Source organism: Marilutibacter aestuarii (assembly GCF_006546775.1).
GTDB classification, from domain to species: Bacteria; Pseudomonadota; Gammaproteobacteria; order Xanthomonadales; family Xanthomonadaceae; genus Marilutibacter; species Marilutibacter aestuarii.
Genome location: NZ_VICE01000012.1, coordinates 37,287 through 48,574 on the forward strand (window position 1 = coordinate 37,287; position 11,288 = coordinate 48,574).

Genomic DNA, 11,288 nt, shown 5'->3' on the forward strand with positions numbered 1-11,288 from the left:
CGGCTGCTCAGTCCTTGCGGAGCTTTTCGTCGCCCATCAGCGCCCTGAGGATCCGCTCCTCGTCGGCATGACGGGCCAGGCCGCCCACCACGTGCGCCACTTCCGGCGCGGTGATGATGCCGCCCATGGCGACCTCGCCGAGGGTGCCGAATGCGCTCTGGAAAGCGGCCATGCCCTCCTTGAGGATCGCTTGGCGGCTTTGCGCCGCGCAGCGCTGGGCGATGAGGTCCTCGAACACCGCGGCGGCCTCGCGCGTCAGCCGCTCGCCGTGGACATCGTCGATGTCGACCAGGTCGGCCACGCCGGGGTGGCGCGACATGGCGTAGAAGATCCAGCGGACCAGCGCCTGCTTGTCGGCTTCGGTGGACGAGGCCACCAGGCACTCGCCCAGGCGTTGCTGGTAGTCGCCCGCCTGGACGTTCGCGGCGGCGACCAGGCCCAGCAGGCCCGCCGCCAGCGTGCATTTGATTCCCATCCCCTCTCCCCTTCTTCCATTCCCTGCGTCGGCGGCTGCCCGGGGCAGCCGCTCGGCATGGTCGCACATCGGGGGAGGCGTGGCCCTCAGTCGTCGTTCGCGGCGGCGCCGCAGCACTTCTTGTATTTCCTGCCGCTGCCGCAGGGACAGGGTGCATTGCGCTCGGGCACGTCCGCGCGCCGCAGCGGCTCGCGCGGCGTGAGGGCCTCGATCCGGTGGTGATGCAGGTCGGCCAGCATGTCGGGGAGCCCGGCGATCACCTCCAGGCGCTCGCGGTAGCTCACCGGCGTGCCCGGCGCCGTCGGGTCGTCGCCAACCACTTCGCCACTGGCGAGCCGGTCGAAGAGCACGAAGATCTCGTCGATCCAGTCGTTCTCGTCGAGCCAGCGCTCCCACGCGGCCTCGCGCAGCTCGACGCCGCGGAAGAAGCCCAGCGCCCAGTCGCAGCCGACGTCGAGTTCGTCGTCCTCGATGTCCTCGGGCAGGCCTTCCTCGGGATCCTCGGGCAGCCACAGCAGCGGCGCCAGGTGGTCGGGCAGGTCGTCGCCGCCGTGGCGCACGCGGGCGGCGGCCATGTTGCGGTGGCCCAGCAACAACGACTCCACCGCCTCGCGCTCGGCCTCGTCGGCCCAACGCGGCGGCGTGCCCCACACCGCGGGCATCCATTCGCTGGCGGGCACGTCCTCCGGCCCCACGGCCAGGGCCGAGAGGTAGCCGTCGAGGGCTTCGAGGTTGAAACCCTTGAACGGCACGGCGCGCTGCTCGAGCAGTTCGGCCAGCTGTTCGATCCGGGCATCGTCGAGATAGGCGGGAGCGGTCATGGTGGGGGCACGCGGAGTCGGGACGCGCATGGTAGCCCGTCGGGCCGCAACGCGCCGACAATACGCGCATGCCCACGCCCTGTCCCTGCGATCCTCTCCGCGACTTCACCACGTGCTGCGGCCCGCTGCTGGCGGGCGAGCGCAGCGCCCCGGATGCCGAGGCGCTGATGCGTTCGCGCTACACCGCCTACGTGCGCGGCGACGCGGCCTACCTGCTCGCCACTTGGCATCCCGATACCCGCCCCACGACGCTGGAATTCGACCCCGGCGTGCGCTGGCTTGGCCTGGACGTGAAGCGGCATGCACCGGGCGACGGCACCACGGCGGTCGTCGAGTTCGTGGCGCGCTACCGCGTGGGTGGCGAGCGCGCGGTGCGGCTGCACGAGATCAGCCGCTTCCAGTGCATGGATGGCGACTGGCTGTACGTCGACGGCCGGTTTCCGTCCGGCTGAGCGCGACACGGGCGGCGCTGGACGCCACGGGCCGTGCGCGCCACCATGGATCCGTCGCGACCCGAGCCGCGGCATCCATGGCTCGAGGGGGAAACGCCATGCCTGTCCGCAGCTTTGCCATCGCCGCCCTGGGCCTGTTGCTGGCCGGCCCATGCCTGGCCGCCGAGCCGGCCTTCGAGGATTTCCCGGCCGCCACGTACGCCACCGGCAGCCTGCAGCGGGTCGTGCCGCCGGCCGCCGAACACAGTCCCTTCCTCGACCGCGCCGTGGGGCGGCCTGCCGACTTCGCCGGCCGTTACGTGCTGGCGATCAATGGCTGCGGCACGGCCTGCCAGCAAGTCGCGGCGATCGACGTGGAGACCGGCGCAACCTACCTGCCCGCCGACGGCGTGGCGCGCAACGGCGCCTGCTACCGGCTCGACAGCCGCCTGCTGGTGCTCGACCCGATCGCGCCGGACGTGGCCGACAAGCCCCCGGGGTTCACGACCCGCTTCTACGAGATGACCGACGCCGGCTTCGTCCTGGTCGGCCAGTCCGCATCGGGCACGTCGCTGGACTGCGACGACGCCTGAGGCCCGCCGTCCCGGCGCTGGAGACTCCCGGCACGCAAACGGAAAAAAAGGGGCTTCTCCCAACCGAGGGGAGAATGGCGCACGGCCGACCCGGGCCGCGAGCCACGGTGGGTTTCGCCTTCGGCTCTACCCACCCTACGAGGCTGTTGCTGTTGCTGTTGCTGTTGACCTTGACCTTGACCTTCGCGACTTTGAGGCCGCCGAGCACCGCAGGCCGTGGCGGCCGGAGAGGCGCCCTTGTTTGAGCGAAGCGAGTTTGGGCGCCGTGCCGCCACGGCCGAGAAGCACAGGGGACCGGTTCGGCGAAGCCGGACCGGCGGCCGATGGCACCCGCGGTTTTGGTTCCTTTTGACAAGACAAGAGGGACTCGCACGCGCAGCGGGCGAAAGCCTTTGACTTGTACTTGGCTACAGATCCAGCACCGTAGGATGGGTAGCGCGAAGCAAAACCCATCATTCAACATCCATGCGAACACGCCACGGTGGGTTTCGCCTTCGGCTCGGACCCACCCTACGACGACGCTGCAGCCGAACCCCACCCTACGTCCTCGTGATTCGGGGCGACCGCGGAGACGCGGACGAAAAAAAAAGGCGCGACTTCCGTCGCGCCGGGGCTTGCCCACCCAAAGGGTGGAGAGAGTCGATCCGGAGCGGGCGCGACAGGCATCCAGGGAGAGAAGTGGATGCCTGCCGCGCGAGCTTCCGTCAACGCATGACGCGAGCCGCCTTGCAGGCCGGCGCGGGTTTACTTGACTTCGAAATCGCGGCTCTGGACGACATTGCCGTCGAGCATCACGTCCAGCTTGTAGCTGCCTGCCGGCCAGCCGTCGGGCTTGCTGATCTGGAAGGCGGTCACGCCCTTGCCGCTGAGGTTGACGTCCTGGGTCTCTTCGTGGACCACCGTGTCGCCACCGAAGGTCCACTTCACGCCCAGCTTGGCCGGCACGGTGGCCGCCGGATCGGTGGTCATCGTCGACACCGAGGCGTGGATCGTGTCCGCGGGTGCGAACGCCGTCGCAGGCGTGGCGACGCGCATGTCCGGGCCAACCGCGGTACCCAGCTCCACGCCGGTGACCTCCGCGCTGGCCGCCATCGGCGCGGCCTCGGTGGACGGCTCGAGCGTCGGCGGTGGCGGGGCCGTGGTGGCCTCGGGCGCCGCCGGCTCGTCCTTCTTGCAACCGGCCACGGCCAGGGTGGCGACCAGGGCAGCGGCGACGGCGTACGTCGTGCGGTTACGGATCATGCAGTTCTCCTTGAATCTTGCGTGGTTCGAAATGGAATGGGGGCGGCGCGCACGCGCCAATGCGAACGTGCCGTTGTCAGCTGGCGTCGTCCGGGAGCGCCGGGATGCGCAGCACCTGTCCCGGGTGGATGCGATCGGGATCGTCGAGCTGGTCGCGATTGGCCTCGAAGATCGCGTGCCAACGGCTGGCCTTGCCATAGAACCGCTGGGCGATAGCGGACAGCGTGTCGCCCTTCTCGACGGTATACGCCTGCTCGACCGGATCGGGCTCGATGATTTCCTCGGTGGACTGCACCGAGGACTGCACGTTGCTGAAATCCGGCTTTTCGACGATCTCCTCCGTGCTCTTCACCGAGCTCTGCACATTGGAGAAATCAGGCTTCTTGTCGGTGCTCATCCAGGGCCATCCTCGGCGATCGGGTTCGTGGGACCCAAGGTCGCATGGCACCTGTTAAGGAAATATCGCGCCGGTGTAAAAGCCCGCGCGAAACCCGGCGAGAACCTGAACGCAGCGCGCTACTGGCGTGTGTCGCGCGTCGCAGTCGGGCGTTCGCGCCCCGGCGTGGCACGCCAGGGATTGATGTCCAGCCCGCCGCGCCGGGTGTAGCGCGCTTCGACCGAGAGGCTCGCCGGACGGGTCCGCGCCAGCAGGTCGGCGAAGATGCGCTCCACGCACTGCTCGTGGAATTCGGCGTGGTCGCGGAAGGACACCAGGTAGCGCAAGAGCGCGGCACGGTCCAGGCGCGGTCCGCGGTAGGCGATGACGACGGTCGCCCAGTCGGGTTGGCCGGTGACCGGGCAGTTGGACTTGAGCAGGCCACTGCGCAGGGTCTCGGCCACCTCGTGCCCGGCATCGGCGCGCAGCAGGCCGGCCTCCGGCGGGCCGTAGGCATCGACCTCGACCTCGATCGCGTCGATGTCCTCGCCCTCGCCATCGGCCACCAGCGGCGGCAGCCCGAAGGCCACCGCGACCGGTGCCCCGGCCGTCGCGGAAAGGTCGCTGGCGATGCGTTCGCGCACCGACTCGGCGTCGTCGAACGCGGTCGCGTTGAAGGAGTTGAGGTAGAGCTTGAGCGACTTCGATTCGACCAGGCAGGGCGAGTCGGCCGGAACCTCGAATGTCGCCGTGGCCATGCAGGGCTTGCCGCGCGGGTCCAGCCAGCTCAGTTCGTAGGCATGCCAGCGGTCGACGCCGACGAAGGGCAGGGCATCGCCATCCAGGCCGATCGCGCGGCGACCGGTTGCGCGGGCGATGGGAAACAGCAGGCCCGCGTCGTAATGGCGCGGGTAGTCGACGTGGCGGCCGAGCGGCAGGGACGGCGGGTTCGAAACAGGGTCCATGCGCCCATTCTAGCGGGCCCGGGGCGCCACGCCGGGCCCGCGCGGGGGTTCAGCCGCGGGGCGGATCGTTGAGGTAGTCCAGGGCGACCTGGAGCATCGCGCGCACGCCGATGTCCAGCGCCGACTCGTCGAGGTAGAACTCCGGCGAATGGTTGCTGGGCGCGGTGCGCGGATCGCGTCCCTCCGGCGTGGCGCCGACGAAGAAGAACACGCCCGGCACCTGCTGGGCATAGAAGGAGAAATCCTCCGCGCCCATGGTCAGGCCCGGGTCGACCACGTTGTCGGCGCCGACGACCTTTTCCAGGCTGGGCAGCATGCGCGCGGTCAGCGCGGGGTCGTTGACCGTCACCGGGTTGCCCTTGGTGTCGGGCACCTGCGCCACCGCGGTGGCGCCATGCGCCTGGGCGACCTTCTCGGCGATGGTCGTGAGTTCGCTGAAGACCGCCTGGCGCATGCCCTCGTCGAAGGTGCGGATGGTGCCGATCATCTCGACCTGGTCGGGGATGATGTTGTAGCGGATGCCGCCGTGGATGGCCCCGAAACTGACCACCACCGGCTGCTTGGCGATGTTCTGGCGGCGGCTGACGATGGTCTGCGCGCTGCCGATGATGTCGGCCGCGGCCACCACCGGGTCGATGCCGCCCCAGGGCGCCGAGCCGTGCGTCTGGCGCCCCTTCACGACGATGTTGAAGCGGTCGGAGGCCGCCATCGTCGGTCCGGCGTGGACGCCGATCTGGCCGGCATTGAGCGTGCTGAAGACGTGCATGCCGAACACGGCGTCGGGCTTGAAATCCTTGAAGATCCCCTGCGCCAGCATTTCCTCGGCGCCGCCTTCCTCGCCGTCGGGCGGCCCCTCCTCCGCCGGCTGGAAGATGAACATCACCTCGCCCGGCAGATCGTCCTGCATCGCCACCAGGGCCTCGGCGACGCCCATCAGCACGCTGGTGTGGGCGTCGTGGCCGCAGGCGTGCATCACGCCGGTCTCCTGGCCGTTGAAGGTGGTGGTGACCTTGGAGGCGAACGGCACGTCGGCGCGCTCGGTGACCGGCAGCGCGTCCATGTCCGCGCGCAGCGCGATGCGCGGCCCGGGCTTGCCGCCCTTCAGGACCGCGGTGACGCCGGTGGTCGCGATGCCGGTGCGGGGCTCCAGGCCCAGCGCGCGCAGGTGGTCGGCGACCAGGGCCGAAGTGCGGGTTTCGCGGTTGCCAAGTTCGGGATGGGCGTGGATGTCGCGGCGCCACGCGACGACCTTGGCGTCGACCGCCTTCGCGGCGGCGGTGACCTCCGGGCGTTCGCCCGCGGACTGTGCCCGCGCCGGCGCCGCCACGGCGAGGGCAAGGGCGACGGACAGGGCAAGCGGGATCACGGGGGTGGCGCGCATGGCAGGCTCCGGTTCAGGACCCGTCGATCCTAGCGGGGATCCCCCCTCGCCGCATCCGACCATCCGCCAACCGGCCACCTCCGACGGCGCGGCCCGAGTCCCCCCTCGCTCACTCCGGCGGTTCGCTCGAAGCGGTTCTGGCATCGGCCGACGGCTGCGCCGGCCAGCGGTCCTCGTACAGGTGCAGGGCCTGCCGCGCCGCCCAGCCTTCGCTCTCGAGCATGGGCCGCGGATAGAAGGCCTCGACATGGCCCAGGCAGAGGATGGCCACCGGCCGCGCGCCCCCGGGCATGCCCAGCAGGCGCCGGACCTGGTCGACGTCGAACAGCGACACCCAGCCCATGCCCAGGCCTTCGGCACGCGCGGCGAGCCAGAGGTTCTGGATCGCACAGGCGACCGAAGCGAGGTCCATCTCGGGCATCGTGCGGCGCCCGAACACATGCCGCTCGCGTCCGTCCATCAAGGCCATGACCAGCAACTCGCCGCAATCGCGCATGCCCTCGACCTTGAGCTTCATGAAATCCTCGCGTCGCTCGCCGAGCGCATCGGCGGTCGCCAGGCGCTCGCGCTCGACGATCCCGCGCAGGGCCTCGCGGGTGCGGGACGAGGTGACGCGGACCACGCGCCACGGTTGCATGTAGCCGACGCTGGGCGCGTGGTGGGCGGCGTCGAGCAGGCGTGCCAGCACGGCCGGATCGACGTTGCCGGGCACGAAGTGGCGCATGTCGCGGCGCTCGTGGATCGCCCGGTAGACGGCGGCGCGCTCGGCGGGATCGAAGGCGTGGCGCATGGCGGGAATCGGACCTCGATGGCGGGGCGACATCGTACCGCCCGCGCATGGCAGGGCTGGCAACGCGACTGACGCCGCGCAGGCACGAAGTGCCGCGATCAGCCCCGGTGCTCGAGCGCCAGGTAGTCCGCGCTCTGCATCTCGATCAGGCGCGAACTGGTGCGCTCGAACGCGTGCGCGAGCTTGCGGCCGGTGTACAGCGAGACCGGGTCGGTGGCCGCGGTGCAGACCAGGTTGACGTGGCGGTCGTAGAGCTCGTCGATCAGGTGGACGAAGCGACGCGCCGGGTCGTCGTTGTCGCCGTCGAAGCGCGGGATGCCGCCGACCAGCACGGTGTGGTGCTCGGTGGCGATCTCGATGTAGTCACCGGCCGCGCGCGGTCCTTCGCACAGGGCGGCGAAATCGAACCAGGCGTGCCCCTCGGCGAGCCCGCGCACGGGGATTTCGCGGCCGTCGATCACCAGCCGCGCCTCGTCGTGCGGGCAGGCGGCGGTCAGGGTCCGCCAGCGTTCGGCCAGCCAGGCCTCCGACTCCGCGTCCAGTGGACTGCGATAGACCGGCGACTGGGTCAGTGCGCGCAGCCGATAGTCGGTGGCACTGTCCACGTACAGCACGTGGCAATGCGCCTGGATCAGCGCGATCGCCGGCAGGAAGCGCTCGCGTTGCAGGCCATCCTTGAACAGCCCGGCCGGCTCGATGTTGGAGGTCGTGACCAGCGCCACCCCCTCGGCGAACAGGCGTTCGAGCAGGCGCCCGAGCAGCATCGCGTCGCCGATGTCGTTGACGAAGAACTCGTCCAGCACCAGCACGCGCAGGTCGTCGCGCCACTGCCGCGCGATCGTTCGCAACGGGTCGGACTCGCCTTTGTGCTCGCGCAGGCGGGCGTGGATCTCGCGCATGAACCGGTGGAAATGGGTGCGCCGCTTCTCGCGGATTGGCAGGCCGTCGTAGAACAGGTCGATCAGGAAGGTCTTGCCGCGGCCGACGCCACCCCACAGGTACAGCCCGGGCGGGGCTTCGACCGGCTTGCCGCGCAGGGCGTCGAACAGCCCCCGCCGCGGCGGGTCGACCAGCGCGCCGTGCAGGCGGTCGAGTTCGACCAGCACCCGGCGCTGGGCCGGATCGTCGTTCCAGTCGCCGCGGGCCACGCCCTCGGCGTATCGACGCGACGGCAGCCCCGCCGCCGTCGCGTCCGGCATCGTCGGTTCAGCCATTGGGCGGTGCGATCTCGGCGGGCAGGTAGGGGCGGATGCCGTTCTTGATCGCGCCGCGCAGGTCCATCAGGCGGCGATGGAAGAAATGGCTGGTATCGGGCATGCGAACCACTTCCGGCGGGTTTCGCAGGCCCTCCAGACCGTCGAGCCAGGCATAGACCGCGTCCGGGTCGACCACCTCGTCGGCGTCGCCCTGGATCACCAGCCACGGGCAGTCCGGCGGCGTAATGGCCTCGAAATCCCAGTTGCGGCCGGCAGGCGGCGCGATCGAGATCAGCATGCCGGGTTCCAGCTCGGCTGCCATCGACAGCGAGACGTAGGCGCCGAAACTGAAACCGGCCAGCCAGAGACTGTGCGCGGGGCGCTGCTGGCGCACCCAGTCGACCACCGCGCGCAGGTCCTCGCGCTCGCCCCGGCCTTCGTCGAAGCGCCCTTCCGAAGCGCCGGTGCCGCGCGTGTTGAAGCGCACCGTGGCGATCCCCGACTCGCGCAACGCGCGCGCGGCCATCGTGACGACCTTGTTGTGCATCGTCCCGCCCTCGGTGGGCAGGGGATGGCAGACCACGGCCGTGGCGCGGCGCGGCGTGCCTTCCGCGGGTTCGGCGATCAGTTCGATCTCGCCGGCCGGCCCGGGCAGGACCAGGGTCGCGGACGCATCGGTCGGGAAGGTCGGCAGGGCGGCATGTCGGGATCGGGTCATCCGGCCATGATACGGAACGGTGTTAATTCCCTGTCGAAAGAGCAGTCGTCTCGCCATCTGGTGCGACGGAGACGGTCCAGTCGAAGCCGAGCAGCAGCGGGTCGTGGTCTGAACTGCGCCAAGGACCGGCGTCGTGCAGGCGACCGGCGTAGCCGGCCTCGCGCGGTTCGTCGGCGTTGCTGTGCCATTCCGCCGCGCCGCGCAGGCGAGCGGCGAGCGCGGGACTGAGCAGGGCATGGTCGAGACGACCGGCTTCGCCCTTGTAGACGTAGCTGTAAGGCGCCACCGCGCCGGCCACGGCGAAAGCATCCTGCCAACCGGCGGCCTGCAGGATGCGCAGCGGCTCCTCGCCGGCATAGGCGTTCATGTCGCCGACGATGACCGCAAGATCGCTGCCGGACCGGGTCGGGTCGGTTTCCAGCCAGGTCGCCAGCCGGCGCGCGGAATCGCTGCGCGCCGCGTTCCAGCAGCCGGCGCCGTTGTCGCGGTTGGCGCCCTCGGCCTCGCCGCAGCCCTTGGACTTGAGGTGGTTGGCGACCACGACGAGCGGGGTCTGGTCACCGCTCAGGGGCGTGAAGGCCTGGGCAAGCGGCACCCGGCTGCGGGGGCCGAACGGGCCTCCGGCCAGCGTCGCCGGCTTGCCGGCCGGCCGCACGCGGTCGCTGCGGTAGACCAGCCCCACGCGGATCTCGTCGTCACCCGGCCCCTTGCCGCTGCGACGGCACGTGCGGTCGCAGGCGTCGACGAAGCGCCACTCACCCGGGCCCGCGCGGTTGAGGGCATCGACCAGGGTAGCGATGCTCGACGTCGGCCCGTAGCCGTCGTTTTCCAGTTCCATGAGCGCGGCGATGTCGGGGTCCAGGGCCTGGACCGTGCCGACCAGCTTGGCGAGCTGGACCTCCAGTTGCCGGGGATCGCGCGCGCCGCGCGGCGTCGGGAACCCACCGCCCTTGCCGTCGCCGTTGAACAGGTTCTCCAGGTTGAACGACGCCACCCGCAACGAGCCGGCCACGCGGGGCGCCGCGGGACGGGCCTGCGGCACCAGCACCGGCGGCACGGTCAGCTGCAGGCGGAAGCTGCCATGGCGATGGTCGAGGATCCCTTCGGCCGATTCCACGAGGCTGCCGCTGCGCAGCAGGGCCGTGGCCTTCGGCCAGACCCCGCTGTCGAGCGGATGGTCGTCGCCGCTGCGGCCATCGTCGAGCACGAGGCGGCGACGCGCGTTGTCGGCCGCGATGGCCCGCGCGGCGTCACTGCCGGGCTCGGCGCGCTCGGCGGGCTGCCACATGCGACCGTCGAAACTGGCCAGGACCTCGCCGTACCGCCCGAGGTCGGCGACGCTGCCAACGGTCAGTGGTGCGTCGATGCGTACCCACATGCCTTCGAAGGGCTCCCAGTCCACCGGCGGGGTGCGCAGTTCGGTGATGCCGACCTCGCCCAGGCCGAGCTGCTCGACCTCGTCCGGTACGAGGGCGGTCAGGCGCACGCCCCCGCCGCCGTCGAGTTCGGCAACCCGGCCACGGATGCGCAGGCGCGCGCCCTGGCGCATGGCGTCGCGAAAGGACGCGGCGGTCGCCACCGGCACGAAGATCGCATCGGAGGTGCCCGGGTCGCCGTCCCCGCTGTCCTGCAGGTAGACGCCCCCCAGCCCCTCGTGGTCGCTGAAGTCCGCGGTCACCACGCCCTTGACGATCACCTCGCGATCGAGCATCGGGCTGCGACCACGCTCGCCCTGCAGCTCGCCGATCAGCGACTCGGGCAGGCTGGCGTCGCTCGGCCTGGGCTGGCTGGCGTCCTGCGTGGCGGGGGGGCCGTCGCAGGCCACCAGTGCAAGTACAAGCACGCATGCGAGGAGCGGGGCCGTGCCGGCGCTGCGGCGATGGGAGTTGGGCATTCGGTACCTCGGCGACATCACCCCATTATCGACAGCCGGGGCGCGGAAACGACAACGCCGCCCGGAGGCGGCGTCGTGCATTCAGCTTGCAGTGGCTTACTTCAGGTTGTCCAGCATCCAGTCCACTGCCGCGACGACCTGCTCGTCGGTCAGGGCCGGGTTGCCGCCCTTGGCCGGCATGAGGCCGGCTTCGCCGGTGAAGCCTTCGATGGCGTGCTTGTGCAGCGTGTCGGTGCCCTTGGCGAGGCGGGCGTCCCAGTGGCTGTGGTCCAGCGTCGGGGCGCCGCCGGCACCGGAGGTGTGGCAGCCGGTGCACAGGTTGTTGTAGATCACGGCGCCGTCGAGCGTGCCGCCGTAGGCGACCTGCGAAGCCGCGGCGGCGGCGGCGGCGGCACTGGCCGCGGCC

Annotated in this window: 13 protein-coding genes; 2 read left to right on the forward strand and 11 right to left on the reverse strand. The window is 70.7% G+C overall.

Annotation, left to right across the window (positions count from 1 at the left end; genetic code table 11):
• Positions 1-7: 7 nt before the first annotated feature.
• Positions 8-475, reverse strand: a complete 468-nt coding sequence (locus tag FKV25_RS01635; protein ID WP_141517046.1) for a hypothetical protein — start codon at positions 473-475, stop codon at positions 8-10.
• Between the two features lie 86 nt (positions 476-561).
• On the reverse strand, positions 562-1,296 hold the full coding sequence (locus tag FKV25_RS01640; RefSeq protein ID WP_141517047.1) for a UPF0149 family protein: 735 nt from the start codon (positions 1,294-1,296) through the stop codon (positions 562-564).
• 68 nt (positions 1,297-1,364) lie between these two features.
• Here FKV25_RS01640 and FKV25_RS01645 point away from each other — a divergent pair, with 68 nt between their 5' ends.
• Together FKV25_RS01645 and FKV25_RS01650 are read left to right on the forward strand one after the other, a co-directional pair.
• A complete protein-coding gene (locus tag FKV25_RS01645) occupies positions 1,365-1,748 on the forward strand; it encodes a YchJ family protein (protein WP_141517048.1) in 384 nt (127 codons plus the stop codon).
• Positions 1,749-1,846: 98 nt separating this feature from the next.
• On the forward strand, positions 1,847-2,320 hold the full coding sequence (locus FKV25_RS01650) for a hypothetical protein (RefSeq protein ID WP_141517049.1): 474 nt from the start codon (positions 1,847-1,849) through the stop codon (positions 2,318-2,320).
• A gap of 744 nt (positions 2,321-3,064) precedes the next feature.
• On the opposite strand, the gene FKV25_RS01655 is transcribed toward FKV25_RS01650, so the two are convergent.
• The 9 genes from FKV25_RS01655 to FKV25_RS01695 form a co-directional block, all read right to left on the reverse strand.
• Positions 3,065-3,562, reverse strand: a complete 498-nt coding sequence (locus FKV25_RS01655) for a hypothetical protein (protein WP_141517050.1) — start codon at positions 3,560-3,562, stop codon at positions 3,065-3,067.
• A gap of 76 nt (positions 3,563-3,638) precedes the next feature.
• Positions 3,639-3,959, reverse strand: coding sequence for a LysM peptidoglycan-binding domain-containing protein (locus tag FKV25_RS01660; RefSeq protein WP_141517051.1), 321 nt, complete (start codon positions 3,957-3,959; stop codon positions 3,639-3,641).
• A 119-nt stretch (positions 3,960-4,078) separates the two neighbouring features.
• Complete coding sequence (gene queF, locus FKV25_RS01665; RefSeq protein ID WP_141517052.1) at positions 4,079-4,903, reverse strand: NADPH-dependent 7-cyano-7-deazaguanine reductase QueF; 825 nt, start codon at positions 4,901-4,903, stop codon at positions 4,079-4,081.
• Positions 4,904-4,952: 49 nt separating this feature from the next.
• Complete coding sequence (locus FKV25_RS01670; protein ID WP_141517053.1) at positions 4,953-6,284, reverse strand: amidohydrolase; 1,332 nt, start codon at positions 6,282-6,284, stop codon at positions 4,953-4,955.
• A 109-nt stretch (positions 6,285-6,393) separates the two neighbouring features.
• Positions 6,394-7,074, reverse strand: a complete 681-nt coding sequence (gene bluB, locus FKV25_RS01675; RefSeq protein WP_141517054.1) for a 5,6-dimethylbenzimidazole synthase — start codon at positions 7,072-7,074, stop codon at positions 6,394-6,396.
• Between the two features lie 98 nt (positions 7,075-7,172).
• Entirely contained in the window at positions 7,173-8,288 is a 1,116-nt protein-coding gene (gene zapE, locus FKV25_RS01680) for a cell division protein ZapE (RefSeq protein ID WP_246071829.1), read from the reverse strand.
• Positions 8,281-8,988, reverse strand: a complete 708-nt coding sequence (locus FKV25_RS01685; RefSeq protein WP_141517055.1) for an alpha/beta hydrolase — start codon at positions 8,986-8,988, stop codon at positions 8,281-8,283. The genes zapE and FKV25_RS01685 overlap by 8 nt, the downstream gene beginning before the upstream one ends.
• A gap of 22 nt (positions 8,989-9,010) precedes the next feature.
• The gene (locus tag FKV25_RS01690) at positions 9,011-10,882 is read right to left on the reverse strand and encodes an ExeM/NucH family extracellular endonuclease (RefSeq protein WP_170218467.1); all 1,872 of its coding nucleotides are present in this window, start codon (positions 10,880-10,882) and stop codon (positions 9,011-9,013) included.
• Between the two features lie 96 nt (positions 10,883-10,978).
• A partial coding sequence (locus FKV25_RS01695; RefSeq protein WP_141517057.1) for a c-type cytochrome occupies positions 10,979-11,288 on the reverse strand: 310 nt, incomplete at its 5' end.

Bases quoted from the DNA above. Each gene is read 5' to 3' on its own strand.
- FKV25_RS01670 (WP_141517053.1), bottom strand. From the start codon at position 6,284: ATGCGCGCCACCCCCGTGATCCCGCTTGCCCTGTCCGTCGCCCTTGCC.
- FKV25_RS01660 (WP_141517051.1), bottom strand. From the start codon at position 3,959: ATGAGCACCGACAAGAAGCCTGATTTCTCCAATGTGCAGAGCTCGGTG.
- bluB (WP_141517054.1), bottom strand. From the start codon at position 7,074: ATGCGCCACGCCTTCGATCCCGCCGAGCGCGCCGCCGTCTACCGGGCG.
- FKV25_RS01685 (WP_141517055.1), bottom strand. From the start codon at position 8,988: ATGACCCGATCCCGACATGCCGCCCTGCCGACCTTCCCGACCGATGCG.
- FKV25_RS01645 (WP_141517048.1), top strand. From the start codon at position 1,365: ATGCCCACGCCCTGTCCCTGCGATCCTCTCCGCGACTTCACCACGTGC.
- FKV25_RS01655 (WP_141517050.1), bottom strand. From the start codon at position 3,562: ATGATCCGTAACCGCACGACGTACGCCGTCGCCGCTGCCCTGGTCGCC.
- FKV25_RS01635 (WP_141517046.1), bottom strand. From the start codon at position 475: ATGGGAATCAAATGCACGCTGGCGGCGGGCCTGCTGGGCCTGGTCGCC.
- FKV25_RS01640 (WP_141517047.1), bottom strand. From the start codon at position 1,296: ATGACCGCTCCCGCCTATCTCGACGATGCCCGGATCGAACAGCTGGCC.
- queF (WP_141517052.1), bottom strand. From the start codon at position 4,903: ATGGACCCTGTTTCGAACCCGCCGTCCCTGCCGCTCGGCCGCCACGTC.
- FKV25_RS01690 (WP_170218467.1), bottom strand. From the start codon at position 10,882: ATGCCCAACTCCCATCGCCGCAGCGCCGGCACGGCCCCGCTCCTCGCA.
- FKV25_RS01650 (WP_141517049.1), top strand. From the start codon at position 1,847: ATGCCTGTCCGCAGCTTTGCCATCGCCGCCCTGGGCCTGTTGCTGGCC.
- zapE (WP_246071829.1), bottom strand. From the start codon at position 8,288: ATGGCTGAACCGACGATGCCGGACGCGACGGCGGCGGGGCTGCCGTCG.